At 60.7% G+C, this 25,385-nt stretch carries 26 protein-coding genes and 2 riboswitches; of the genes, 5 read left to right on the forward strand and 21 right to left on the reverse strand.

From position 1 onward, the window contains the following. Position 1: 1 nt before the first annotated feature. The 11 genes from mog to GMET_RS05235 all read right to left on the reverse strand — a co-directional run bounded on the left by mog (position 2) and on the right by GMET_RS05235 (position 10,530). Positions 2-493: a molybdopterin adenylyltransferase gene (gene mog, locus GMET_RS05185; protein WP_004513209.1), complete on the reverse strand. Its 492-nt coding sequence runs from the start codon at positions 491-493 to the stop codon at positions 2-4. Further along, entirely contained in the window at positions 490-972 is a 483-nt protein-coding gene (gene moaC, locus GMET_RS05190) for a cyclic pyranopterin monophosphate synthase MoaC (RefSeq protein WP_004513210.1), read from the reverse strand. Before moaC ends, mog begins: the two co-directional genes overlap by 4 nt. A gap of 14 nt (positions 973-986) precedes the next feature. Then, positions 987-2,204, reverse strand: coding sequence for a molybdopterin molybdotransferase MoeA (gene glp / locus GMET_RS05195; protein ID WP_004513211.1), 1,218 nt, complete (start codon positions 2,202-2,204; stop codon positions 987-989). Then, positions 2,159-2,902, reverse strand: coding sequence for an energy-coupling factor ABC transporter ATP-binding protein (locus GMET_RS05200; protein WP_004513212.1), 744 nt, complete (start codon positions 2,900-2,902; stop codon positions 2,159-2,161). Before GMET_RS05200 ends, glp begins: the two co-directional genes overlap by 46 nt. A 6-nt stretch (positions 2,903-2,908) precedes the next feature. After that, on the reverse strand, positions 2,909-3,595 hold the full coding sequence (locus tag GMET_RS05205; protein WP_004513213.1) for an ABC transporter permease: 687 nt from the start codon (positions 3,593-3,595) through the stop codon (positions 2,909-2,911). 54 nt (positions 3,596-3,649) lie between these two features. Continuing rightward, a complete protein-coding gene (locus GMET_RS05210; RefSeq protein WP_004513214.1) occupies positions 3,650-4,459 on the reverse strand; it encodes a substrate-binding domain-containing protein in 810 nt (269 codons plus the stop codon). 162 nt (positions 4,460-4,621) lie between these two features. Next, a complete protein-coding gene (locus GMET_RS05215) occupies positions 4,622-5,866 on the reverse strand; it encodes an OprO/OprP family phosphate-selective porin (protein WP_004513215.1) in 1,245 nt (414 codons plus the stop codon). A gap of 120 nt (positions 5,867-5,986) precedes the next feature. Next, a riboswitch (molybdenum cofactor riboswitch) is annotated at positions 5,987-6,107 on the reverse strand. Between the two features lie 108 nt (positions 6,108-6,215). Beyond that, positions 6,216-7,058 carry a HesA/MoeB/ThiF family protein gene (locus GMET_RS05220; protein WP_004513216.1) on the reverse strand — a complete coding sequence of 281 codons (843 nt, stop codon included), beginning with the start codon at positions 7,056-7,058 and terminating at the stop codon, positions 6,216-6,218. 1 nt (position 7,059) lies between these two features. Further along, positions 7,060-7,284, reverse strand: a complete 225-nt coding sequence (locus tag GMET_RS05225) for a MoaD/ThiS family protein (protein ID WP_004513217.1) — start codon at positions 7,282-7,284, stop codon at positions 7,060-7,062. 74 nt (positions 7,285-7,358) lie between these two features. Further along, positions 7,359-9,089 carry an aldehyde ferredoxin oxidoreductase family protein gene (locus GMET_RS05230; protein WP_004513218.1) on the reverse strand — a complete coding sequence of 577 codons (1,731 nt, stop codon included), beginning with the start codon at positions 9,087-9,089 and terminating at the stop codon, positions 7,359-7,361. A gap of 30 nt (positions 9,090-9,119) precedes the next feature. Beyond that, positions 9,120-9,237: riboswitch (molybdenum cofactor riboswitch) on the reverse strand. Positions 9,238-9,372: 135 nt separating this feature from the next. Beyond that, entirely contained in the window at positions 9,373-10,530 is a 1,158-nt protein-coding gene (locus GMET_RS05235) for an iron-containing alcohol dehydrogenase (RefSeq protein ID WP_420794817.1), read from the reverse strand. Positions 10,531-11,047: 517 nt separating this feature from the next. Here GMET_RS05235 and GMET_RS05240 point away from each other — a divergent pair. Further along, on the forward strand, positions 11,048-11,272 hold the full coding sequence (locus GMET_RS05240; protein ID WP_004513220.1) for a ribbon-helix-helix protein, CopG family: 225 nt from the start codon (positions 11,048-11,050) through the stop codon (positions 11,270-11,272). Between the two features lie 134 nt (positions 11,273-11,406). Next, on the forward strand, positions 11,407-11,616 hold the full coding sequence (locus tag GMET_RS05245) for a hypothetical protein (protein ID WP_004513221.1): 210 nt from the start codon (positions 11,407-11,409) through the stop codon (positions 11,614-11,616). Between the two features lie 243 nt (positions 11,617-11,859). Here the strand turns inward: GMET_RS05245 and GMET_RS05250 are convergent, their stop codons facing one another. From GMET_RS05250 to GMET_RS05270, 6 genes are all read right to left on the reverse strand, one after another. Continuing rightward, positions 11,860-13,560, reverse strand: coding sequence for a DUF2326 domain-containing protein (locus GMET_RS05250; protein WP_004513222.1), 1,701 nt, complete (start codon positions 13,558-13,560; stop codon positions 11,860-11,862). Next, positions 13,557-13,817: an ABC-three component system middle component 6 gene (locus tag GMET_RS19265; protein ID WP_390139259.1), complete on the reverse strand. Its 261-nt coding sequence runs from the start codon at positions 13,815-13,817 to the stop codon at positions 13,557-13,559. The genes GMET_RS05250 and GMET_RS19265 overlap by 4 nt, the downstream gene beginning before the upstream one ends. Further along, entirely contained in the window at positions 13,786-14,736 is a 951-nt protein-coding gene (locus GMET_RS05255; protein WP_004513223.1) for an ABC-three component system protein, read from the reverse strand. The genes GMET_RS19265 and GMET_RS05255 overlap by 32 nt, the downstream gene beginning before the upstream one ends. A gap of 165 nt (positions 14,737-14,901) precedes the next feature. Then, positions 14,902-15,387 carry a hypothetical protein gene (locus GMET_RS05260; RefSeq protein ID WP_004513224.1) on the reverse strand — a complete coding sequence of 162 codons (486 nt, stop codon included), beginning with the start codon at positions 15,385-15,387 and terminating at the stop codon, positions 14,902-14,904. 51 nt (positions 15,388-15,438) lie between these two features. Beyond that, positions 15,439-15,801: a hypothetical protein gene (locus GMET_RS05265; RefSeq protein WP_004513225.1), complete on the reverse strand. Its 363-nt coding sequence runs from the start codon at positions 15,799-15,801 to the stop codon at positions 15,439-15,441. Beyond that, positions 15,798-16,085, reverse strand: a complete 288-nt coding sequence (locus tag GMET_RS05270; protein WP_004513226.1) for a toxin-antitoxin system TumE family protein — start codon at positions 16,083-16,085, stop codon at positions 15,798-15,800. The genes GMET_RS05265 and GMET_RS05270 overlap by 4 nt, the downstream gene beginning before the upstream one ends. Positions 16,086-16,417: 332 nt before the next feature. Between GMET_RS05270 and GMET_RS05275 the strand changes: the two genes are divergently transcribed. The 3 genes from GMET_RS05275 (at position 16,418) to GMET_RS05285 (ending at position 20,914) form a co-directional block, all read left to right on the forward strand. Next, entirely contained in the window at positions 16,418-17,566 is a 1,149-nt protein-coding gene (locus tag GMET_RS05275; protein ID WP_011365768.1) for an iron-containing alcohol dehydrogenase, read from the forward strand. A gap of 140 nt (positions 17,567-17,706) precedes the next feature. Then, the gene (locus GMET_RS05280; RefSeq protein WP_004513228.1) at positions 17,707-19,365 is read left to right on the forward strand and encodes a GAF domain-containing sensor histidine kinase; all 1,659 of its coding nucleotides are present in this window, start codon (positions 17,707-17,709) and stop codon (positions 19,363-19,365) included. Positions 19,366-19,387: 22 nt separating this feature from the next. Next, on the forward strand, positions 19,388-20,914 hold the full coding sequence (locus GMET_RS05285) for a sigma-54-dependent transcriptional regulator (RefSeq protein ID WP_011365769.1): 1,527 nt from the start codon (positions 19,388-19,390) through the stop codon (positions 20,912-20,914). Between the two features lie 56 nt (positions 20,915-20,970). Here GMET_RS05285 and GMET_RS05290 read toward each other — a convergent pair whose 3' ends face one another. From GMET_RS05290 to GMET_RS05305, 4 genes are read right to left on the reverse strand one after another with little or no spacing between them, the layout of a single operon-like run. Next, entirely contained in the window at positions 20,971-21,192 is a 222-nt protein-coding gene (locus tag GMET_RS05290) for a hypothetical protein (protein ID WP_004513230.1), read from the reverse strand. Further along, complete coding sequence (locus GMET_RS05295) at positions 21,170-21,730, reverse strand: nucleotidyl transferase AbiEii/AbiGii toxin family protein (protein ID WP_004513231.1); 561 nt, start codon at positions 21,728-21,730, stop codon at positions 21,170-21,172. Before GMET_RS05295 ends, GMET_RS05290 begins: the two co-directional genes overlap by 23 nt. Before the next feature lie 43 nt (positions 21,731-21,773). Continuing rightward, positions 21,774-23,795 (reverse strand): cache domain-containing protein, encoded by a 2,022-nt coding sequence (locus GMET_RS05300; RefSeq protein WP_004513232.1) that lies wholly within the window; start codon positions 23,793-23,795, stop codon positions 21,774-21,776. Further along, positions 23,796-25,184 carry a sigma-54-dependent transcriptional regulator gene (locus tag GMET_RS05305; protein ID WP_004513233.1) on the reverse strand — a complete coding sequence of 463 codons (1,389 nt, stop codon included), beginning with the start codon at positions 25,182-25,184 and terminating at the stop codon, positions 23,796-23,798. It abuts the gene before it with no gap. Between the last annotated feature and the right edge of the window lie 201 nt (positions 25,185-25,385).

Consider the following 25,385-nt stretch of genomic DNA (forward strand, 5'->3'; position numbering starts at 1 on the left):
TTCAGGTGGAGGGAGCGCAGTCACGGGTGTCCCCCTGGATCTTCTCCACGGCGTGGGGTACCGCCGGCCAGACCGCCTCCAGGTTCTCGATGGCCCCCCTGGGGCTGCCGGGGAGGTTGATGATGAGCGCCTGTTTCCGGATGCCGGCCACGGCCCGGGAGATCATGGCGTGGGGGGTCTTTTCGAGACTCCTCATCCGCATCACCTCGCCGAAGCCCGGGATCACCCGGTCCAGGACCTTCATGGTGGCATCGGGGGTGACGTCGCGGGGAGATACCCCGGTGCCGCCGGTGGTGAGTATCAGGTCGTAGAGGCCCGAATCCGCCCACTGGCTGAGCGTGGCCGTGATGAGATCCGCCTCGTCGGGGATGATCTCCGTATGGGCGGTCTCGACGCCACGTTCCGCCAACCAGGCAGAGAGGGCCGGGCCGCTGGCGTCTGCCCGCTCTCCCCGGGAACCCTTGTCGCTCAAGGTGAGAATTGCCGCTCTCATGCCGGTTCCTCCCGCTGCCAGGTGCCGCTTTTCCCTCCCTCCTTGAAGAGGAGGCAGATATCGCCGATGGTGATCCCCTTGTCGGCTCCCTTGCACATGTCGTAGATGGTGAGGGCCGCCACCGCCGCCGAGGTCATGGCCTCCATCTCCACGCCGGTCCGCTCGAAGGCCCGTACCGTTGCCTTCACCGTGATGGTCCCGGTCTCCGGCTCGGTCTCGAAGTCAACCGCGGCATGGTGGATGGCCAGCGGGTGGGAGAGGGGGATCAGTTCCGGGGTCTTCTTGGCGGCGGCGATGCCCGCCAGTCGCGCCACGCCCAGGACATCCCCCTTGGTGGTCCGTCCGGCCAGGAGGTCTGCCAGCGTCTCGGGTTTCATGGCCACCGTGGCGGCGGCGGTTGCGGTGCGCAGGGTAGGCTGTTTTCCGCTCACGTCCACCATGATGGCCCGGCCCTGGTCGTCGAAGTGATTGAAGGACATATCGGTAATCTCCCTTAGCGTTCCAGCATGGTCACATCGTCCCTCAGGAGCATCAGGTCCACCTCGCTCCCGGCGTGGACGATGGACGCTTCCAGGGGGAGCAGCGCCAGGCCGTTGGCCCTGACCATGGTCCTGAGGATTCCAGTGTGCTGGTCGCCTGCGGTAGAGGCCACGAAGCGCCCTTCCTGCACCGTCACCTGGACCCGGAGGAAGTTGACCTTGCCCGGTTTCTTTTTCGCGTCTTCCCGGAGGATGGCCTTGACAAAAGGGCGCACCACGCGCCGGTGCCCCATCATCCGCAGCAGGGCCGGACGGGCAAAGAGCTCGAAGGTGACCATGGTGGAGACGGGGTTGCCGGGAAGCGAGAAAACCGGCTTCGCCCCGTGCATCCCGAAAGCCGTGGGGCCGCCGGGTTTCATGTCCACCTTCCAGAATATCTGCTCCACACCCATCTCGGCCAGGACGTCCCGGACCAGGTCCCGGTCGCCGGCGGAAACTCCGGCGGAGGTGATGAGGGCGTCGGCCTTCAGCCCTTCGGCGAGCTTTTCCCGGTGACTTTCCCGGTTGTCCCGGGCAATGCCGATGACGATCGGTTCTGCGCCGCACTGGCGCACCGCCGCCGCCAGCGACAGGGTGTTGGAGTTGATGATCTTGCCCGGAACCGGGGGCTCGCCCAGCTCGACCAGTTCGTCGCCGGTGGAGAGGATGGCGACGCGGGCCTTGCGGAAGACCGGCACCAGGGCCTTGCCGAAGGAGGCGAGCATGCTGACCTCGGGGGGCTGGATAAGGGTGCCCGCCGGGATGACGGTCTCACCGGTGGCTACGTCCTCGCCCTTGAAACGGATGTGCTGGCGTTCCTTCACGGGGGCCACGACCCGGATGGCGGCGCCGTCGTCCTCAGTCTCCTCTACGGGGACCACGGCGTCGCAGCCGGGGGGGAGGGGAGCGCCGGTCATGATCCTGATGGCGCAGCCAGACTCCACTGCTCCGGTCACCTCGCCGCCGGCCGGGATATAGCCGGTCACCTTCAGTGCTGCCGGGATGGTTGCGCAGTCGGCGGCTCGCACGGCAAAGCCGTCCATGGCGGAGTTGTCGCAGAGGGGCATCTCCCAGGGGGCCACCACGTCCTCGGCCAGGACGCGGCCTGCGGCCTCCAGAATTCCCACCCGCTCGATGCCGAGGGGGGTTACGCGATCGAGAATGATGTTGCGGGCTTCGGTGAAAGACGGCACGGTTGGATTTCTCCTTCCTCGACAGATGTGGTGCTGAACGATTGCGGCGCGGCGAGACGGCCCGCTGCCAGGTGGATGCGTTCGCCCTTCAGGCGTTCCAGATGCTCCGGATCGTGGGTGGTCATGACAACGGTGGTCCCCCGCGCGGGGAGTGCGGATATGATGTTCTCCAGCAGGTCACTCGTGTTGCGGTCCACGTTGGCGAGGGGCTCATCCAGGAGGAGCACCTTGGTCTCAAGGGCCAGTGCCCGGGCCAGGGCCACCCGCTGGGCCTCGCCGCCGGACAGTTCCCGGGAGCGGCGGTGCCCGAAGCCGGCAAGACCCACAAGTGCCAGCGCCTCCTCGACTCGCTGCTTCAGGCCGTCGCCGTGGCCGCCGCGCAGCTTCAGGCCGTAGGCCACGTTGGCGGCGACGCTGCCGGTGAAGAGATAGGGGGACTGGTGGACGAGGGTCACGTCACGCCGCTGGCGCTGGAGGGTGCTGTTGCTCCAGAGCACCGTCTCCCCCTCGAAGACGATCTCGCCTGATGTCGGCGCCGTGAGAAGGGCCAGATGGGAGAGGAGGGTGCTTTTTCCCGCTCCGTTGGCGCCGGTGAGGATGTAGAGGCGGCCCGCACGGAGGGTGAGCTGGCCGATGTCCAGGACGGTCCGGGAGTCGTAAGAGGTCTGGATGCTGTCAAGTCGGTAGCGGATGCTCACGAAGGGTTACCTCTGCTGCAGGGCGTTGAGGGCCATGTTGATCATCAGGGCCACCGTCATGAGGATGAGCCCCAGGGCAAGTCCCAGGGCGAATTCCCCCTTGCCGGTCTCCATGGCGATGGCGGTGGTCATGGTGCGGGTGTACCCGCGGATGTTGCCGCCGAGCATCATGGCGACTCCCACCTCGGCGATGACCCGGCCGAAGCCGGCGATCACCGCCGCCATGATCCCGAAGCGCATCTCCACCACCAGCCGGCGGATGCTCTCGAATGGTCCGGCCCCCAGGGTGAGGGCCGTGGGAACGATGCGTGGGTCGGCCCCTTTGATGGCGCTCATGGTCAGGTTGGCCACGATGGGGATCGCCAGGAGCGTCTGCCCCACCACCATGGCCCAGGGGGTGAAAAGGATTCCGAACCCTCCCAGGGGCCCCTGGCGGCTGATGAGGCTGTAGACGAAAAGGCCCACCACCACCGTCGGCAGGGCCATGAGGGTGTTGAGAAGCGTCACCACGGCCCGCTTGCCGGTGAACTCCGTCACCGCCACCGCCACCCCGGCCGGCACGCCGGCCAGGGAGGCGAAGAGGGTCGACCAGAGCGACACCACCACCGAAACGGTTACCGCGCTCACCACGTCAGGGTCCCGGGAGGTGATCAGTTCCAGAGCAGTTTTGAGAGATTCGGAAAAAAAGTCCATTTGTGTACTATCACCGAATTCAGGAGCCAGAAGCCAGAAGAATAACCACTTCTTCTACTTCTTGTAGATAAAGAACACCGGCTCGCCGTGGGCCTTGTAGCCGGAGATGATCTTCAACCCTTCGGGACCGGTGACGTAGTCGATGAATTTCATGGCCAGGTCATACTTCACGTGGGGGAATTTTTTCGGGTTCACGGCGATGATTCCGTAGGGGTTGAAGAGTCCCTTCTCCCCTTGGAAGACGATGGCGAGGTCAGTCTTCTGCCCCTTGAAGGCGTTGTAGGTACCCCGGTCGGCGAGGGTGTAGCCGCGCCGCTCGGTGGCCATGGTGATGACCGGCCCCATCCCCTGGCCCGCCTCGATGTACCAGCTCCCCTTGGGGTCGGTGCCGGCGGCCTTCCAGAGTTCCAGTTCCTTCATGTGGGTGCCGGATTTGTCACCCCGGGAGACGAAGGTGGCCTGCCTGGCGGCGATCAGCTTCAGGGCTTCGGCGGCGGTCTTCGCCTTGGCGATGCCGGCCGGGTCGTTCTTGGGACCGATGATGACGAAGTCATTATACATGACATCCTTGCGGTTCACGCCGAAGCCGTCGGCCACGAACTTGTCCTCCAGTTTGCGGGCGTGGACGAACACCACGTCCACGTCGCCGGCTTCACCCAGTTTCAGGGCCTGCCCCGTCCCCACGGCAATTACGTCAACCTTGCAGTTGTTCTTTTTTTCGAAGGGAGGAAGAAGCACCTTCAGGAGACCCGAGTCCTGGGTGGAGGTGGTGGTGGACATCTTGAGGCGCTCTTCGGCCGAGGCGGCGCCGCAGAGGACTACCAAGGCAACGAGAGTAAGGATAATGCCGCGCAGCGAATTCATACAACCTCCTTGTGCGTGTGGTTATGGTTGGCGGAATGAGGTGTCATTTTGGGGTTACTATATCATTTTTCCCTGCATTTGAAGCCGTTGAATCTGGATCCCGTTTCTTCCGGGTGAAGGATGCGGCGGGCGGCCCTGTTTCCGCCGCATCCAGCGCCGGTGCTAGAAGATGATCTGGGCCTGGAGCCGGTACTGCTTGTCGTCGGTCTTCGTCCTCTGGTCGTGGGTGTTGGTGACGTCGGCCTGGAGCTTCAGGTTGTGCTTGCTGAAGTAGTACGAAACCGCTCCCTGGGTGTCAGTGATCAGGTCGTTGGCCGTGTCGCGGTTGGGGTCGACGTAGGAGTAGCGGAAGGCCACTTCCACGGTCTTCGGAATGATGCAGTAGCCCGCCTGGGCATAGAAGCCGTGGGCCCTCAGGGTCTTGTTGCTGGTCTGGCCGTCGGCCTGGCCTATCAGGTATTCGGCCTGGGCCGAGGCGCCGAGCCACTTGAAGGCGGCGTCCACGCCCCAGGCGTTGACGTCGATCTTCTCGCTGGTGGCGAAGGTGCTCAGCCCCTTGCCGAGCCAGCCGCTGGAGCCGGCCAGGGTGATGGCGTTGGTCTCCAGGGTGGTGGTGGCCGTCTTGTTCAGCGTGTTTCGGTAGTAGTTGGCGCCGATGGAAAGGAGCGGTTTCGGGCTGGTGTCGAGGTCGCTCTCGGAGTAGGCCATTTTGCCGAAGGGGTTGATGGTGGCCCGGGCAGCGATGGCGTTGTCGTTGGAGCTGCGGACGGTGCTCTGGCCGGCGCCGCCGTAAATGCCGAACTCATAGGTGGCGAGTCCCTTCATGATGTCGCCGTGGAGCTTCGCCCCCACATCGTAGCCCGGACGGAACATGTCAGAGGCCATGGAGCGGTCCACAAACTGCTGGCTTCCGGAGGAGTTCAACCACTGGCGGCCGAAGGGAACCTTCGTCTGGCCGGCAAGGAGTTGCACTTCGTCAATAAGCCGGTAGTTCAGGTAGGCGTGCTCGAGCATTTTGGAGGAGCCGCTGTTGGCGAAATCCACCTGGTAGAGGTAGGTCAGGTCCTTGGTAAAGGCGTAGCCTTTCAGCCAGAACTTGATCCGTTTAGCCTCCCACTTGCTGGAGTCCGGTTTCGAGGCACTGTTTTCCTCCAAGTCGGTGAAGGTGTAGCGGGTCTGGAGCCGACCACCGAGGGTAAGCTGGAACTTCTCGTCCGGGGAGGTGAGGGTGAAGCCGTTTCCAACCTTGTAATCGAACGCTTTGCTCTTGGTCACTTCCTTGTAATCGGCTTCGGTGATGACACCCTTTTCTTTGAGGATGTCCTCCAAGGTCTTGGCCTCCGCTGTGGTGCAGGCCATAGTGGCCGCAAGAATGGCCGAAACTGCCGCGATGTTTCTGTGTTTCATGTGTTCCTCCTAGGGGGGTATAGTTGTGAGTCACGCTCACCATGCCGGAACAGGCCAGGCCTGCCGGTGCACAACAAAAAGGGCCTCTCTCCAAACGGAAAGAGGCCCCATACCCCACGCAGGGGAATAAAGAGTTCTCCTTTCCAAAAGGGAGGCACCGCCGTTTCCAGCGGAACCCGTTGACCGCATACCGTGAGGCTCTGCGCCTGGTAGGTATGACGGATCGGAGAAAAAACTAGTATTTAAAATTGGTACTTAAATACCAATTTAGGGGATGCGTGTCAACTGATAAAATGAAATATGCTGATTATTACCAAACGGAAGGGGTCTGTTCAGACGTTATGACGGTTCATTCCCCCACCGCCGCCAGTGGCGGTTCCAGCAGCACCTCGTCGAATTCCATGTGGAGGAGGTTCACGTAGATCATCCGGTGGCGGAGCGATTCCCCCTCACCCAAGAGGATCTTGCAGGCTTCTGCCACCTGGAGGCTTGCCACCACCGCCGGGGTGAAGGAGGGGTTGCCGAGCTGCGATTCAACTCCCTTCGGCTCCGACCAGTTGCCGAAGAGGGATGGGACGATGTCGTCCCCGGGAAGTTGGGAGGCCACTTGCCCGTACCAGCCGCCTATGGCGCCATGCACGAGGGGAATGGAAAGCCCTCGGCAGCATTCCGCCAGTTCAATGCGTGTGGCGATGCTGTCCAGGCCGTCCATCACCACATCGGACCCCGCCAGTATCCCTTGACCGTTTTCCCGGGAAAATGAAAGCTGAAGCGGGGTAACGGTGACCGCAGGGTTGATCTCACCGACGCGCGCCGCGGCGACCTCAACCTTTGGATGGCCGAGGAAGGCAGGGGAGGAAAGGATCTGGCGGTTCAGGTTGTGCTCCTCGAAGATGTCGGGGTCCACCACCACGAGGTTTCCCACCCCGAGGCGGGCCAGTTCCTCGATCAGGTACCCTCCGAGGCCGCCGCTGCCGATGATGACCGCACAGCTACGGCAGAGGCGGAGCTGGTTGCCGACGGTGATGGTCTGGCGGTTGCGCTGGTAGCGAGCCGGCATGATGCCCTGTTCGAGAGCCGCCTCCTCCACGCGGCCGAGGGTGAGGCCGAACCGCTCGGCGGCCTCCACCTGGGCCGTCCAGGGAAAAAGGCCCGCTGGCGCCGCTGCCGTGATGAAGTCGTACAGCTCCATCTTACCCCCCTCCTACGAGGGGGAACAGCGACAGGGTATCACCCTCGAACAGCCGATGGTCCAGTTTGGCGTGCCGGCTATTGACCAGGACGATGCCCACGTCCTTTTCCGGGATCTTCAGCTCGCCGGCGATGTCCGCCGGGGTAATCCCATCCCGGTATTTATAGGTGCCCGCGGCGAAACGCCCGACACGGAACATGGCGAACAGTTTTACGGTGATCTCCATTGCGCTCCTCCCCACGGCCCCTTGGCCTTGCATTGGTAAAGGGCGCGGACACGGGAGGTGTCCGCGCCGGCGTTTCAGAAGTTCCAGAATTCGTCGATCTCGGCGTCGCTGAAATCCCAGACGGCGTTGTGGGGCGCCACCGGCTCGCTCTTGAAGAACTCCGGCAGGCGGTCGTGCTCACTGGTGAACCCGGCCGCGATGTTGAACTGCCGCTCGGTCTTCAGGATATATTTCCCCAGGTTGGTCACGTCGTCGCCGGTGAGGCTGATGCCGAAACGGGCGTTGATCATGTCGATCAAGGCCGGCAGGCACTCGGGGATATCAAGGGCCGGAAAGGCGACGAAGATGCACATCCCCGTGGAATCCACCGCTGCCGTGGCGATCTGGAGGTTGCGGGAAAGCTCCACCTGGCCGTCCTTCTTCAGCGGGTCCACGAACCCCCCCACGTTGAGGATGTTGGTGGCGATTGTGTAGCCGGCGGTGTGGTCGGCCCCCATGGTGCTGGTGGCGTAGGTGATGCCGATCCCCTTCACCGACCGGGGGTCGTAGGCCGGGATGCCCTGGTTCTTAACCACCGGTACCCGGGTGACGCCGTAGGCCTTGCCCACTGAGCCGGCGCCGCCGCCGAGGATGCGGCCCAACGCGGTCCCCTTGGCAATCTCTTCTTCGAGCAGCCGGATGATCCCCTTGCCGTCGCCGAAGGGGAGGATGCCCGCCTCCATGGCAACGCCGAACATGACGGCGGTCTCGATGGAGTCGATGCCGATGTCGTCCATGAGGTTGTCGGCCCTGGCGATGTCGTCCAGGTTGTCGACGCAGCAGTCTGCGCCGAGCCCCCAGATGGTCTCGTACTCGAAGCCGGAGGTGACGTATTTCCCCTCCTTGTCGTGGTAGACCTGGGAACACTGGATGATGCAACCGGCGTGGCAGCCGTGCTTGGTTTTTCCGCCGCGGGCAGCGATGGTCTCGTGCAAGGTCTCGCCGGAGATCTTGTCGTGGCTGTCGAACTGTCCCGCGGTGAAGTTACGGGTCGGCAGTCCCCCTGCCTCGTGGAGGATGTTCACCAGGACGTTGGTGCCATAGGTGGGGAGCCCTTCGCCGCTCACCGGGTGGTCCAGGAGCGCCTTGGCAAAGGCCCGGGAGGCGGTCCTGAATTTCTCCGGATCGGCGATCGGCACCTTGGGGGCCCCCTCGTCGTTGATGGAGATGAACTTGATCTTCTTGGAGCCCATGACGGCCCCCAACCCCCCGCGGCCGTGGCTGCGGATCTTGCTGTCCGGGTCCTTGACGGAGATGTTGGCTGCGGTCATCTTCAGCTCGCCGGCCGGACCGATGGTGAGGATGCCGGTCTTCTTCCCGAGGCGGGCCTCAAGGGCCTCGATGACGGCGAAATTCCCTTTCCCCACCAGTTCCGTTTCTTCCTGAACGGCCACCCCGTCCATGGAGACGTGGAGGCTGTACCAGGTATCGGCCTTGGGGATTCCCTCGATGATCAGCGCCTTGATACCGAGGCGGGCGAGCATCTGGGCCGCGGTGCCTCCGGCGTTGCTTTCCTTGATGGTGCCGGTCAGGGGGCTCTTGGCCCCGGCCGAGAGGCGGCCCGAGTTGGCGGCCGGCGTTCCGGTCAGGAGTCCCGGGGCGAAGACAAGTTTGTTGCTGGGGCCCAGGGGGTGACAGGTGGGGGGGACCTCTGCGGCAACGATGGTCGAGGTCAGGCCGCGGCCGCCAAGCCCCGCCCATTCAGCGGGGACCGCCTCGATCCTGGTGCTCAGGTCGGCCATGTTTACGCGGATTATCTTATCCATGAACTGATTGCTCCCTTTCTATAGATAGCGTTTCTCATTGATGGTTCTCCTTTCCGAAAGGGAGGCGCCGCCGTTTCCGGCGGCACCCGGTGGCCCTGGGCCGTGAGGTTTCCCTGTTAGGCTTGCAGGCTCGGAGAGTGTTGGTTGTTATCTGCAACTATTACGGGTGTCGAATTCGTGCAAGGCCAAGGCGTCCGAGTGATGCCGCGGAGGCGTAGCAGCGCTACGCCGCACAAGAGCATCGCGAAGGGCAACGCCGGGATTGCGCGAAAGCGGCAGCCGTCTACATCGCCGCTTTGAAGATGCCGATCACTTGCTCCAAGGTCGCCTTGCGCGGGTTGGTCAGCTGGCAGGCGTCTTTCTTGGCGTTCTCGGCCATGACCTTCAGGTCCTCTTCTTTCACGTTCAGCTCCTTGAGGCCGGCCGGGATGCCGATGGCCGCCGAGAGCTTGCGGATGGCGGCAATGGCCTTGGCGGCGGCATCCAGGGGGGCAAGGCCGGTGATGTCTTCGCCCAGGGCCACGGCAATGTCGGCGTACCGCTTCGGGCAGGCGATGGCGTTGAATTCGGAAACCGCCGGCAGCAGGATGGCGTTGCAGACCCCGTGGGGGAGGTTGTAGAAGCCCCCCAACTGGTGGGCCATGGAGTGGACGTAGCCGAGGCTCGCGTTGTTGAATGCCATGCCGGCCAGGTACTCGGCGTAGGCCATCCGGTCCCGGGCTTCCAGGTTGTCGCCGTTAGCCACGGCCGGGCTCAGGTACTCGGCGATCAGCTTGATGGCCTGGAGGGCGCAGGCGTCGGTGATGGGGGTGGCGATGGTGGAGACGTAGGCCTCGACCGCGTGGGTGAGGGCGTCCATGCCGGTGGCGGCGGTGAGGGGCGCGGGCTTGCCGAGCATGAGGACCGGGTCGTTGATGGCGATGTTCGGGGTGCAGCGCCAGTCGACAATGGCCATCTTCACGTGGGTGTCAGTGTTGGTGATGATGCAGAAGCGGGTCATCTCCGAGGCGGTGCCGGCAGTGGTGTTGATGGCGACGAAGGGGGGCATCGGCTTCGTGGATTTGTTAACCCCTTCGAAATCGCGGATGTGGCCGCCGTTGCCGATCACGAGGCCCACCCCCTTGGCGCAGTCGTGGGAGCTGCCGCCGCCGAGGGAGATGATGGAGTCGCAGCCGTTCTCCTGATAGACCTTGACGCCGTCGTGGACGTTGGTGTCGGTGGGGTTCGGCTCGGCGCCGTCGAAGATGACGACCGCGACGCCGGCAGCCTCAACCTGCTGTTTGATCTGGTCGGCCATCCCCATGGCCGAGATCCCCTTGTCGGTCACCAGGAGCGCCTTCCGGGCGCCCAGCGCCTTTACCTGCGCGCCGGTCTCCTTGGAGGAGCCGACCCCCATGAGCGTAACGGTGGGAATGAAGAATCCGAAAGTCTGATCTGCCAGTGCCATGTGTACTTCCTCCTTGTTGGTGTGTGGCGTTCTGCCACTGCGGTGGAAACTTTCTCTGTTCAACCTGCCAGTTGTCATACGGTTTTTTAGAACGGCTGTTTGTGACTAAGGCAAGCCGCATACCAAATTTGGAGGGGTAGGGGATGTGTGGTGGCAATGTATTGAATTCGCAGCAATAATTGAATCTTGAGGTTGGCTTTGGTGGGCAAGTCGAGGATGTGGCTCTACGTTAACGCCGTTCTGAATTGGTGCAGGCTCGCGTTCTGTTCTGGAACGGTTGTGATGTTATGGAACACCACGCCCCCCTGCCATCTCGCTGGTGCTCCCTTTGGTCGTTCGCCGGCAGCAAATTAAAAAAGCCTCGGCAGTCGCCGGCTTGGCTTCATTTTCGCCGGAAACCGGCCCCTGTCCCGTGGGGCTATTGGTACTGAACTTGCCACTACCTGTCGCAGGTTGTCTGAGAAACACCGGCGAGGCCGGATGCAGTCATTTCATGGTCAGGAGGTGAATAATGGGAAAACCGGTCAGCGTGAACCCCAAGCCGACGGTCATATCGGTACGGGTCACCGACGATCAGATGGAGGAGATCCGGCGGCTCATGGAAAAGAAGAAGATGAGCGCCTCGGATATCATGCGCGAGGCGTTCTGTTCATTCGTGGAAAATGCGGAACAAAGGCGAATGGATGCCATCCGGGCTGCGGCTCTGAAGTACACCGAAGCCCGCGGGGAGGCCTGATCCGGAACGTGCCGCCGACCCGCCGGCGAACCGGTTTCTGAAAAAAACCGCTCCTGTCTGCTTAGGGCCGACGGAGCGGTTTTTTTATGGGCTGTTGTGGTGTACACTGATGCCAGACGACAAGGGAGGTTCCCATGCTGCTGGAACAATTGGTTGAACAGGCCGCGCAGCCTCCGAAGTACGACTGGGATGCCTACTATCGCTGGCTGTTCAGCACCCTCGCTGGCCGGGAAGTCACCAGCTTTGCTTTCTGGCAGTGCCCCCACTGTCTCACCATCAACTTTTTCCTCCCTGCGCAGCGGTACGGGAAGTGCCGCGGGTGCGACCTGATTCACCTTCCCTAGTTTTTCTGTCAATCGGCAGTGTGACAGACAGCGTGCGGTCTTTCTCTTCAAGCAGTGGGGCGGTTGGGGGGTTCGACGGGAAGAAGGGGGAAAAGGAGGATGGGAAGTGTTGATGGGAAGGACGTGGGACGGGGTGCCGACTCAGCCCGCGAATTGCCAGATACAGAGTCTGACGTCGTAGCTTCCCTTAGCCGGTTTAAGGGGATTAAGTAAAAACAGTCCTCGGAATTCCTCCCTGTTTTCCTATCTTCCGAACTGCACCCCAAGCAACTTATTTTCCGGCTTATCCCCCCGCAAAGTTACAGCAATGGTTTGACATAACTGCTCCCACTCTAGATCACTCAGATATTCCTTCATCGCCTCAAAATTTTCAGTGTTAATGGATGCTACGTACTGTTTACCATTTGCTGCCGCCGTTGCCACAGCGTTGGTAAACCAGGCGGCACGCGGTTTAGGATCCATATGAGCGAACAGCCGGTTGTCATGCCAGAGAAGGCCGCAATTGTGATTTGCCCCGTTTAGAAGGATAGTCCAGTCGAAACATACGACCTTGGCCGCATTAATTCCGTCAGAATCATCACCATCGATTTCGACTGTCAAATTGTACCGAAGCTGATTGTCGCCAGTGTTGGCCTCAAGAATGATACCTGCCGGTGTCCGAGGATAAAGTAGCTCTGCCAGCGCTGAGAAGTTTTTATCAGCCTGCATCAAAGGCTCAGATTCGGCATAACTCGCCGCGACCCGATCCTCTGCTACCATGTCCTCCTTGATGTTCTGCACCTTCTTCTGAAGGGTGTTAGCAAAGTCCAGAAATTCACCGAGCCGCTCTCGCTCACCCTCGTACCGTGCAAGCTGTTGGGCCAAGGCAGCGTATTCATCCAGCGCCCTCTTCCCTTGCAGCGATGCAAGCAGTTGATCCCGCCTTTCGCCTATGGCATTGCGTCTGGACTCGAGATCGTTCACCCGAGCAGCCAGTCGGGCTCTATCACCCTCAAGGCGGATTTTCCGATTAAAGGAGAGTGAGTTGTGGAAGGCTTCCACGGCTTCAAAATGGGCCAACATTTCCGGCCTGAAAACCTCTTGCAGTCCGGCATAAAGTTCGATCAACTCGTCTTTACTAATATCCGGTTGATTGGTCAGCGCCTTATTGATACCGTCGATTTGAAACCCACAGATGGCAATCTGCTTCTCGATTTCCCTTAGATCGCTGGTGAGGCTGTTTGTCTCTATCTCAATGGCTCGGTAATCCTCTGCCACACGGAATTTGGCAAGGTCCGCCCTAATTCGGAGAATTTCTTTATCTAGCCATTCAGCCCGCACCTTCGGCTGGCTTCCAGCTCTGAACATGTCCCGTAGAACATGGTCTGTGTCCCAAGTTTTCAGGCTCTTCTTCAGTTCATCGATCCGGTTCTTGTGGGATTTTTTTGCGGCAACAAGATGGCAGTCTCCTCCGAGCAGGTAGAGGCTGCGTAACAGACCATCAAAATCAGATTCTTTGAAAGTGACGATAGGATCGACACAATCTTTGAGATGGCGTCGTCCGAACCTAGTAAACAGTGAACGGAATGTTAGTCCAGGTAGATCAGGAACGAGGCGGAAGACCCCTGATGCATTAAGCCATTCCAGAAGTTTCTTATGGGAAATCTTCCTTTCATCAAGTGCCAATTTCTTCCCGTCCGCGCTCCGTTCGATCAAGTGATCCTGTCCATCGATGCTGAATTCGAGTGAGAAAACCCATTCTGGGATGCTAGCTTTAAGTTTGTGGTCGAGCGTTGCGCCGAGGCAGTGATGTACCAGTTTCAGGGCGAGGGTCTTCCCGACGCCGTTACTGCTCCCTTCCTGGCGGTCAGGCGAACTGTCCCCGACAATAAGGTTCAGGCCGTCTGGATTGAACGGAATCGAGTGAAAAGATTTTTGATTGGCGGAAAGCTGGATAAGTTTCATGTGTTCTGCACAGAATAAATTCGTCCGTCCCCCACAAATTCCACTGCACCAATGGCATAGAGTACATCCACTGCCAAGACGAGGTGGGTGAAAGAAGGCCGGGATTGCCAACCGGAAGAATCGCGGTCGACTTGAGTCCATAGCTCGTCGAGAGTATGCGGCTCCACCAAGAGGTGTCGCAGATATCCCGACAAGCCAACAATCGAGTCACTGAAGCGGACGTGTTTATGCGGGATTAAAGCTGTTCGGATGCTCATATGCGTCACACGTTTCAAAATACTTGGCGATAATAACCTGGGCAGCCTGTCGATATGCCTTCATGGAATGCGGATGACGTGGTAGTGAGGTAGGAATAAGCCTGTCTATTAGCCAGACATACCGCTCATTAGGCGCATCTGCGGAATTTGGGATGACCTTTTTACTGTCATGGTACAGGGCTTTGATCTCGAAGGCGATTTTTTGGGCTAAGCCGATGTCCCTAGCATTCAGGAATCGGTCAACATCAGCAACTTGATAAAAGTAGTAACTTAGCGACTCTGAAACAGGCGATTTTATCCCATTGAGTTTAATCTTCGCATCAAAATCAGGGCTTACTCCATCCAGTAGTGAAGGATGAGTATTGTCACCATCGGCAAGACCGGTAAGCAACTCGCTTACTGCATGCGGATCGATAAAGTCCGGGAGTTCTGACGGTATTCCATATACAATCGCCACTTTTTGCGAATCCTTTAAGCTTATGAACCGAGCTGTTAGGTCAGCCGACGAAAACGGGGTGGCTTCAAGTAGCTTTTCCTGTTTGGCCAAATCCAGCAGCATACTTCCGATGGGTGCCGGCATCCCGCAATAGCGATCATTGCAAACAAAATGGTAGCGCTCAACGCCTGGCCATTTTTTCCTCAGCTTCGCAAAATCGCCGACAGCCTTTGTCGCCGCCTGTACAACGTTCACTTCTGTTGTCGCCTCCGGCCCATAAACCTGAAAGTACCGGTTTTCTGGTGGGCACCAACCGTCATTACCGCCATCTCCCCAGTTTCCCCACGGAGCAACGGCCTGAAATCCTGGAAGAGCTTGCTGCATTACCTCGCTGAAGAGCCTCTGAAACGCATTTCCAGAGGCCTCATATAGTCGCAGTTTGAAAAGCGTTCTATACCAGAAATCTTCATGAAGAGAGGTCATGGAATCCTCGTCGACAGGGTCGCAACTTGAACTGGTTTATAACATGGCAACGTAGATAGTTAAAACAAGATAATATGGTCTCGGCTGGCTCAGCAGTTCGTCCCGGTATTCTGTCAGAAGAAATAGAGTAAACTCCCTATATTCCCTAATTTCCCACGCAGTCCACTATTCATCCTCCCCCCGCGGTCGCCGCAACTGAATAACCTTCGCAGGCCCATCTTTCAGAAATCGGGCATATCTCTCCGCCCAGTCATAGTAGTGGGCCACTCCCGCCTCCTCGGCTTCGGCGAGTTCACCAGACCAGTCCGAGCAGAGATCGGCAAGCATGAGGTCGGAGACTTCCCCTATCCAGGGCTGGTACACGACTTCCCCTTCTCCGGAATCGGTATCCGCCTTCAACAATAGGTATTTTTTCTCTCCGGCAATCTCGGTGAAGATCTCTTTGTCGTCGCCGGCTGATTCCGTTACGCAGACAGCGTCGACGCCGTATTCCTCAGCAGCGAAATTCCCGCGCCACTCATCAGCGGGGATGGTTTCCGCCCCGGCAAGGGCTGCAGAGACCGCCTCATTTTCCTCTCCCGCTTCCACCTCAATGTCCACGTACTCGAAGACCGGCCGAACCAGCCTGACCATGAATCTCTTTTTCTCCATCGGCGTTTTCTCCCTATCCGCATCAAGCACCCGCCATGCTTGCAGCGTTTCCTACACCGCGATCTTCAACTGAATCTCGTCGTAATCGACCCGCGGTGCGAGCGCCCGGTTTCCCGTCGTTTCGACGAGCCCCACCTGAACGAGGAATTTTACGTCCTCGGCCACGTTCTTGATGTTGCGATGTGCGAGCTTTGCCAGATGGTTAATGGAGACCGGTTTTTCGGTCTTGATTATATGGATAAGCTCCAGGCGCTTGGGGGTGAGTGCCTTGCGGAAGGCCTCCATTGACGTGAAATAGATGGACGTCTCTTCGGCAACGACCTCGCCGCGGGCCACTGTGTCGCCGGCGGCAATAAAATCATCGAGTGCGCCGCGTGCGCTTTGGATTCCCACCGAAATCTCTTTTATCTTCATTTTGTTTGCTCCTTGAACCGCTCAATATCCGCGAGAAAGTCATCCGCCAGTTTTTGGAGGCTGGTAAAGGCATATGACTCCTGAAAATCTCCATAATGCCGGTGATCCCCTTGCCGTTCTCCATTGTCATATCCAATGGCTCGTTCGCCGTTGACGATGTAGACGAGGGAGTACCTGAAACCATGTGGCTTGTCGGAAGCAGGGGCAACTTGCCATAGCTTCATTTCAAGGGTATTTCCCAACTCGTCGGTTACTTTGGTATGGCGAATGAGCCGTGCCTTCATATTGGTTTTGTATACCAATAATAGTTGGCTGTCAACGGGGGCATTTCTGTTTCACTGGCCAGTGACAAGCCTGCACAAAAATTCTTTGCAGGCCCATCAGGCAACCCCTCTGCCGCGTCTCTGGCGGGATAGAGTTACCGATCTTTTCGATGATCCGCGTGCCACTTTGGAACATAATGCGTTAAAATGGAGTAGTGGCCATGGTTCCAAAATGGAGCAGTGGCGTGGCCCATTGTGGCGCAAAACGCCGTAAACGCTCGTTCGACGCCTTGTGCACGGGAATTGCACATGTATACGGCTGTATACGGCATCATTCCCTTGAAGGAGACACTGTGAACATCAGCAAGTTTGTGGCGCCGGAGATCATCTTCGGCCAGGGCTCCCTGAGCCAGATCGGCGAGAGCGCCGCCCGCATCGGCGCCTCCAAGGTGTTCTTGGTCAGCGACGAGGATGTCATCAGCGCCGGCTGGGTAGACAAGGCGCTCCACTACCTCCATGCCGTCGGCCTGGAAACGGAAATCTACTCGTCCCTCACCTCCAATCCGAAGGATTTCGAGGTGTTGGAGGGTGCCCGTCACTACGTGGCCTCGGGGTGTGACGCCATCGTCGCCGTGGGTGGGGGGAGCCCCACCGACGTGGCCAAGGCGGTGGCCATCCTTGCCAGCAACGGGGGGGAGCTGCGCGACTACGAGGGGATCAACAGGATTTCCCGGCCGCTCCCGCCGATGGTGATCGCCCCCTCTACCGCCGGAGCCGGTTCCGAGGTGAGCCCGTTCGCCATCATAGTCGACACCGAGCGGAAGCTGAAGATGTCCATCATCTCCAAATCCCTGGTGCCGGATATCGCCATCGTCGACCCGGAGCTTCTCAGGACCAAGGATGCGAAGCTGGCGGCCGCCACCGGCATGGATGCCCTCACCCACGGCATCGAGTCCTACGTCTCCCTGGCGGCTACCCCCCTGACCGACATCCACGCCTGCAAGGCGATCCAGCTCATCGCGGCCAACCTGCGCCGGGCGGTGGCCGACCGGGGTGACATGGAGGCCAACACCAACATGGCCATGGCAAGCCTCACGGCGGGCATCGCCTTCTCCAACGCCATCCTTGGCGCCACCCATGCCATGACCCATCAGGTGGACGGCCTCCTGGACCAGCACCACGGCGAGGCCAACGCCTCGATCCTCCCCCACGTCATGGAGTTCAACCTCTCGGCCTGCCCGGAGCGGTTCAAGCATATCGCCTGGTCCCTGGGGAAGGACGTGCGCAACACCGGCCAAGAGGAGGGGGCCCGGCTGGCCATCGAGGGGATCCGGGAACTGATTGCCGACATCGGTCTCGCCAAGGGGCTTGGCGCCATGGGGCTGCGGGAGGAGTTCATACCTCTCCTCAGCCGCAACGCCTTGAACGATGCCTGTCTGGTGACCAATCCGCGCAATGCGACTGTCGACGACATTGAAGCCATCTTCCGCAAGGCGATGTAGGCCGCGTCCGCCTTCGGGGCATCTTCGACCCGGCCTCAATCCCATAATCCTCGACGTAGTGCTGCTACGCCTGCGGTTATGCTCAATCGGCCAGGCCAAATCCGCCCCAAATTCGAACGCGGCATGACAGGGGAAGAATAATGGAAAACCGGGAAAAACTCCTTGAGCAGCTGACCGGGGTCGACTCCTCCAAGCTCAACTACTATATCGAGCTGAAAAAGCGCAACCAGGAGATCCTCAAGCAGAACAGCCGCCTGGAGATCCTCCAGCAGTTGACGCGCGACATCAATATCGACATGTCCATGGAGGATATCCTCGAACGGGCGTTCACCAAGTTTCCCCAGACCCTTCCCTGCGATTTTCTCGGTCTCGTGAGGGTCCGTGACGGCGAGTTGCGGCTCATGGCCCTGATGCCGCGGGATTTCTGCAGAATCGACAATTTCCCTGCCCACTCACCGACGCTCAACGTCATCAGTAACAGGAAGGCCGGGATTTACAACCTGACTCCGGAAGAACTCAGCCATGTCCAGATAAACCCCCATTACCCGGGGCCGCTCCGGTCCCTGGCGATTGCGCCGATGTTCCAGCGCGACGAGGTGATCGGCGCCCTCATTGTCGCCAGCATTATCGACGGCGCCTACAACGAGGCGGATCTCAGCTTTGTCCAGCATCTGGCCGACCAGCTCTCCATCAGCATCCAGAACGCCCGGCTCTACAAGCAGGTCTCGCGGGCCAAGAAGGAGTGGGAGGAGACCTTCCTGGCGGTTACCGACCCGATTTTCCTGGTTGACACCGACTACAACGTCCTGCTTCACAACAACCGGCTTTCTCCGGCAATGAGCGGGTTCTGGAACCAGGCGGTGAGCAACAAGTGCTTTGCCAGGCTCCACGGCCGCACCCATCCCTGCGAGAACTGCCCCATCAAGGAGGTCCAGCGGACCGGCAAGCCGGTTTTCCAGCGCTGGCAGACCGACGCGGGGCTGCTCCTCGATATTTCCTACTACCCGGTGTTCAACGAAGAGAAGCAGCTGTCGGCCGTGACGATCATCATCAAGGATGTCACCGACAAGACCAAGATGGAGGCGCAGCTGGTCCAGACGGCAAAGCTGGCGGCCCTCGGAGAGATGGCGGCCGGGGTGGCCCACGAGCTGAACAGCCCCATGACCGTCATCATCGGCACGGCGCAGCTGCTCCTCAGGGAGCTCCAGCAGGATGCCCAGTACGACCGGGCCGAGGTGCTGGAAGACATAGTCAATTCGGGCCTGCGCTGCAAGCGGATCATCCAGAACCTGCTGACCTTCTCCCGGCAGAATCAGCCGCCGGTAACGGACATCGACTTGAATGTCGAGGTGGAGCGGGTTCTGAGCATGATCCAGTACCAGATCAACCGGAACCAGATCAAAATTGTCGAGCAGCTTGCCCCTTTCCTGCCGCGGCTTACCGCCAACGGCTCCCAGATCCAGCAGGTGCTGACCAACCTGCTGATCAACGCCCGGGATGCACTCGGCGAGGTCGACCGCAAGGAGAAGGTCATTACGGTGGCGACGGCGCTGCTGGTGAGGGACCGGAAGAAGTGGGCCGTCCTCAGTGTGAGAGACAACGGCACCGGCATCGCCCCGGAGAACCTGTCGAAGATTTTTACCCCCTTTTACACGAGCAAGGAGGCGACCAAGGGGACCGGCCTCGGCCTCTCGGTCAGCCTGGGGATTGCCGAGTCCCATAATGGCACCATCGAGGTGGAGAGCCGCCTTGGGGAGGGGAGCACCTTTTCGCTGCTCCTCCCCATAGAGCATCAGTGAGAAGATCACAGCCGGAGCGAAAATGTCACAGATCAAGGTATTGATTATCGATGACGAGGCGGATGTCTGCACCTTTTTCCGCCGCCTGCTGACCAGAAAAGGGTATGACGTCGTCACGGCGTCAAAGGAGCCTGAGGCGATGCGGGCCATCGAAGAGCACCGCTTCACCGTGGCCATGGTGGATCTGAAGCTGCCGGATACCGACGGCCTGACCCTCCTTCAGGCGATCAAGGCCCGGCAGCCCGCCTGCGAAGTCATCATCATGACCGGCTACAGCACCATCAAGACGGCAGTCGCGGCCATGCAGCTGGGGGCCTACGAGTACCTGGAAAAGCCCTTCGACGACATCGACGAAATCGAGGCCCTGATCGAGAAGGCCGCCAGCCACGGGTTCAACCTCCAGCAGGGGAGCGCCGCCGCCGAGGAGTGGGCCGAGGTGGCCCGGGCCGTCGGTTTCCAGGTGGGGGCATCCTTGGGCATGAGGCGGCTCGTATCCGTGGCCCACAAGATCGCCGGCAAGAATGTCACCGTGCTGATCCAGGGGAGCACCGGCACCGGGAAAGAGGTCCTGGCCCGCTTTATCCATTCCGCATCGGGACGGGCGGATCAGGCGTTCATCCCGGTCAACTGCGGCGCCCTGCCGGAGAACCTCCTGGAAAGCGAGCTCTTCGGCCACGAGAAAGGGGCCTTCACCGGCGCGGCCCAGCCCCGTCGCGGCATCTTCGAACTGGCCAACCGCGGCACCCTGTTCCTCGATGAAATCGGCGATGCCAGCCCGCAAATCCAGGTGAAACTGCTGCGGGTGCTGGAAACCGGCGAATTCATGCGGGTAGGGGGTGAAAAACCCATCAAGACCGACGTGAGGGTGATCGCCGCCACCAACGTGGACCTGGAGCAGGCCATCCGGGAGAAGACGTTCCGCGAGGACCTCTACTACCGGCTCAACGTGGTCCGGCTCGAAATCCCGCCGCTCCGCTCCCGTTCCGAGGACATCCCCCAGCTGGCGGAGCACTTTGTCCGTCAGCTCAACGCAGCGCTGCGGATTTCACCCCCGGCGCTGCGCCTTCTGCAGGGGTACGGATGGCCGGGCAATATCCGCCAGCTTGCCAACGTCATCCGGCGCGCCGTGGTCATGTGCAGCGGTGACACCATCCTCCCCGAGCATCTCGAAAGCACCCTTCTGAACAGCGCAGCCTTGGCCGGCGACACCTTTTCCCCCGTGTCCTCGCAGGCCGGGGAGGGGGCTGTCTCCCTCTCCCCGGAGCGGCTCTGGCGAACCGACGTCAGCGTAGAGGAGTTGCGGAAGCTGGGTGCCGATGAGCTGAAGCGGATGCTCGATTCCCTGCGGGCACTGGAGGGGAGGCTGATCACAGCCATGGGAGAAGGGGGCGGGGCTGCGCGGCGGTGTCTCAAGGATACCGAGGAGGAAACCATCAGGCAGGCACTGGAACAGTACCGGTGGAACATCACCGAGACGGCGAAGGTCCTGGGCATCGGCAGGAACACCCTCTACCGCAAGATCAAGCAGTACGGGCTGGGGAGTTCCTGAGTGGTCGGCGGCGGGTGTGCGAAGTTGCGGGAAGAGGAGGCGGGCGGGTCCGGGCGCTACAGAAGCATCCGGATTTCGATGAACGGCGTCTCCGGCTTGCGCCGATGGTTTATGAATTCATTGTACTCAGTCAGATAATCGAGCCAGAGGTCGGCGTCGACGACTCCATCCCGAAGCCACGGCGGCTGCTTCAATGCGGCCACAGCGGTCATGTCATCACGCAGTTCGGTGGAAGCTGCAGCCTTCTTCAATTCTTCACGAGCCTTCGGGCTGAGCATGGTAGTTCCTCTCCAATTCCCTGAATAAGTCGTTCATCTCGAACAGCGAGAAATAGTCACCAATAAGTGACCAGTCAAGGGTCGAAGCATGTAGCGCCATGAGGGCCTCAATGTCGGCCAGATCCATTGCCCGGCGGCGTTCATCGTTGGCCATGGCCTGAACCTTGAGCCCGATCAGGTCATCGGGCCGGGCTACCTTCATCGAAAGCATTCCCCCGAAAATATCCATGTCAACGGCTCGCTCAAGCATGGCGCGCGACGCCTCCCGGAAGGCATGCAGAATGTCGATGCCGCCGAGGGGGGCCTGTGGTGCCGTGTAGTGGGAGACGTTTTCCGATTCGTAGGTTCGATTGTAGCCCATGTCCCTCAGAATCCGGTCAACTTTTTCCATGTCGTCTCGAAGGACAAGGAAGTCAAGGTCGGCGGTGGAGCGGTCAATTCCCCAGAGGCCCAGGGCAAAACCGCCGATGAGGGCGTACCGGATGCCCTGATCGTCGAAGGATGAGAGGAGTTTGTCGAGTACGCTTTTGAAGTCCATGATGTATTGTCCTTAATGTTCTGCTTCAAGCCCTATCAGGCAGTTAAGTCCCTTGTCTGATGCTTACGTCAGTCGTCCCCCCCTGCTTCAGCGGCAGCACCACCCGGAAGGTGCTCCCCGTCCCCGCCGTGCTCTCCACCTGGATATTCCCCCCGTGATCCCTGACGATGCCGTAGGAAACCGCGAGGCCGAGGCCGGTCCCGTCGTTGCGGGTGGTGAAGAAGGGGCTGAAGATGTTCCTGAGGTTTTCGGGGGGGATGCCGGCCCCCGTGTCCTCCACGGCAACGGTACAGGTCCCGGCTTCGCTGTCCCGGGAGGTGCCCACCGTGAGAGTTCCCCCCTCCTTCATGGCCTGGATGGCGTTGAGGATGAGGTTGGTGAAGACCTGGCGGAGCTGGTCGCCGTCTCCTTCCAGAAGGGGGATGTCGGCGGCGTAGTCCCGTCGGATGTCGATGCCGGCAAGGGGAATCTGGTGCCCCACCTGCTTGAGGATCTCATCCAGGAGCCTGTTGACCTCCACCGTTCCCAGTTCCTTCTTCTGCTGGCGGGCGAACTTGAGGAGGCTCCCCACGATCCGCTCCACCCGTCCCGTCTGCTGGGCGATGGTGTCCACCTCCTCCCGGCTCGGGTCGTCCTCGGGGATCGCCATCTGGAGCAGCTCCGTGTTCCCCCGGATGATCGCCAGGGGGTTGTTGATCTCGTGGGCCACGCCGGCGGCCAGCATGCCGATGTCGGCCAGCTTTGCCGCCCTGACCAGGTCCTCCTGGGTCTTCACAAGAAGGAGGTTCTTTTCCTCCAGCTGGGCCGTGCGGTCCAGCACCTTCTGCTCCAGGTCCCGGTTCAGCTTCCGGATGTCCTCCTCCCGCTGGGCGAGGGTTCTGGTCATCTGGGCGAACTCCCCTGCCAGGTCGCCGATCTCGTCGCGGGTCTGGATGGTTATGGCACTGTCGCGTTCGCCGGCGGTGATCCGGCGGGCTGCGTTTTCCAGTTCCTTGATGGGGCGGGCGAGGCGCGAGGCGATGAAGCTCGAAATGGCCAGCCCGATGAGGGAGCCGCAGAGGAGGACCACCCCGAAGATGAGGGATATCTCCCGTTTCATCTCCAGGAAGGGGCGTTCCATGACCCCCACGTAGAGGGATCCCACCGGCTTCCCCTGGAGGTTCAGGATCGGCTCGTAGGCGGAGTAGTACCAGTCGTTCACCACAAAGGCCCGTCCCACCCATTTCTCGCGGGCCAGGAGGACCCGGTTGTAGACCTCCTCCGAGAGCCTCGTGCCGATGGCCCGCCGTTCCGGCGAAAGGAGGACGTTGGTGGCTATCCGCAAGTCCCCCAGGAAGATGGTGGCGGTTCCCACGTCCTCCCCCTGGTAGCTCACCGCTTCGAAGACGATCTTCTTGATCCGGTCCACCAGGGTGTTGTTGCCGTTGAGGAGAACTCCTCCGTAGAGGGCACCCGCGACCGTCCCGGCCTGGTCCCGCACCGGCACCGATACCACCATGGCCATGCCGGAGCGCTCCACGGACTCGTCCCGCTGGCGGGCGTGGAGGGTGGGGAGGATCTGGATGGACGCCTTGGCGGCCAGCTCTTTCCCTTCTTTCACCAGTTCCCCGGGGGGGATCACCTCGGTGCCGGCGATGTGCTCGCCCTGCAACGCCCGGGAGACGATCTGGTCGTTGATCTTGCTGTCGCCGAAGGCCCCGTGGTTGCTGGCCCGGAAGACGACCCGGCCCGACCGGTCCACGGCGGTGAGGAAGTCGAGCCCTTCGCTGGCCATCCGCGGTGAGAGGAGGTTGTTGAGGGTCGCGCGGTCCCCCTGGGAGATAATCATGGAGGTGAAGGGGTTGGTGGCGGTGAACTTGACCACGTCCCGGATGTGGTCAAGTTCGCTCTGGTAGACGGCCCGGGCCGAGTTCAGGTCGGTGCGGACCTTTTCCTGGGCCTGGGTCACGATCCGGGAGTTGATGATGGAGATGCCGATGACCCAGCAGATGACCGAGGCCACGAAGAGGGGGATGAGGGTGGCGAAGGTGAGCTTGAGGCGGATGGGGAAGCGCTTCGGTCCCATTCAGTCGTCCAGGGTTCCGGAGATCCCTTGGCCGGGGATGGCGAGGGCATACTCCACGATCTTGCGGTCGAGGGTCTTGCGGGAGATGCCGAGGATCTCCGCCGTGCGGCTCTTGTGGAAGCCTGTCTGGCGCAAGACCCGCTCGATGTGCTCCCGCTCCATCTCCTCCAGGGAAACGAGCAGGTTGTCCGGCCGGAGAAGTGGCGCATCCTCCCGGGGGCGGATGGGGAGGACTTCGGGAGTGACCAGGTCGCCCCGGGTGAGGATGGCGGCCCGCTCGACGACGTTTTCCAGCTCCCGCACGTTGCCGGGCCAGCGGTACCCCTGGAGGGACTGGAGCGCCTCGGGCGTGAACCCGCGGATATTCTTCCGGATGCGGCGGGCATACTTGGCAAGGAAGTGCATGGCCAGGGGCTCGATGTCCTCGCGCCGCTCCCGCAGAGGGGGGAGGGCGATGGTGATGACGTTGAGCCGGTAGTAGAGGTCCTCCCGGAATCGTCCGGCCGCGACCTCCTTGGCCAGATCCTTGTTGGTGGCGGCCACGAAGCGGATGTCGACGCTCTTGGGCTTGGTGGCCCCCACGGGGATGAACTCCCGCTCCTGGATGACCCGCAGCAGCTTCGCCTGAACCGCGGCGGAGACATCGCCGATCTCGTCCAGGAAGAGGGTGCCGCCGTCGGCCTCCTCCAGGAGCCCCTTCTGGGTGGTGATGGCGCCGGTGAAGGCACCGCGCACGTGGCCGAAGAGCTGGCTCTCCAGGAGCGTGTCAGACAGGGCCGCACAGTTGATGGAGAGAAAGCGCCGCCCCTTGCGCTGGCTGTTCACGTGGATCGCGCCCGCGATAAGCTCCTTGCCGGTACCCGATTCGCCGAGGACCAGGATGTTGGCGTCGCTGCCGGCCACCTGGACCGTGAGGTCGTAGACCTCCCGGAACTTCGCGCTGGTGAAGACGATGTTGTCGGGGATGTCGGGGCGGGAGAGCTCCTCCTTCAGCACCCGGTTCTCCTTCATGAGGAGGTCCAGTTGGAGGGCGTTCTCCATGAGGCCGAGGATCTTCTCCTTGGGGAACGGCTTGGTGACGTAGTCGTAGGCCCCCAGCTTGATCGCCTCCACGGCCGCGTCGATGGTGCCGAAGGCGGTCATCACCACCACCGGCATGGCCGGCCGGAGCTTCTTCACCCGCTTCAGCACCTCGATCCCGTCCATGTCCGGCATCCGCACGTCCTGAAGGAGGATGTCGGCATCACCCTCCGTTCCCCCCTCAATACGTGCCAGAAGGCTCGTTCCGTCGGCAAAGGTTTCCACATCGTACTCCTTGGCCAGGAACATCTTCTGGAGGTAGCGCCTGATCCCTTCCTCGTCGTCGCAAATGAGAATGCGTGCTTTCATGATGATTTTCCGTGCCCGCCGATGCCGTTCGTTTCATTAGTTTTTAGTATGTCTACATGGACAAAATGATACAGACGCGGCCAGGATTCCGCAAGACAAGATTCCACACGGTATGTTCCTGTTGCCGTGAAAAATCTGTGAATTCCAATTATTCCAGTGTGTTGTCGATAATGTAGACGTGTAAACGGTATTGGCACGGAG

Source organism: Geobacter metallireducens GS-15 (assembly GCF_000012925.1).
In the GTDB taxonomy this organism is placed as follows: domain Bacteria; phylum Desulfobacterota; class Desulfuromonadia; order Geobacterales; family Geobacteraceae; genus Geobacter; species Geobacter metallireducens.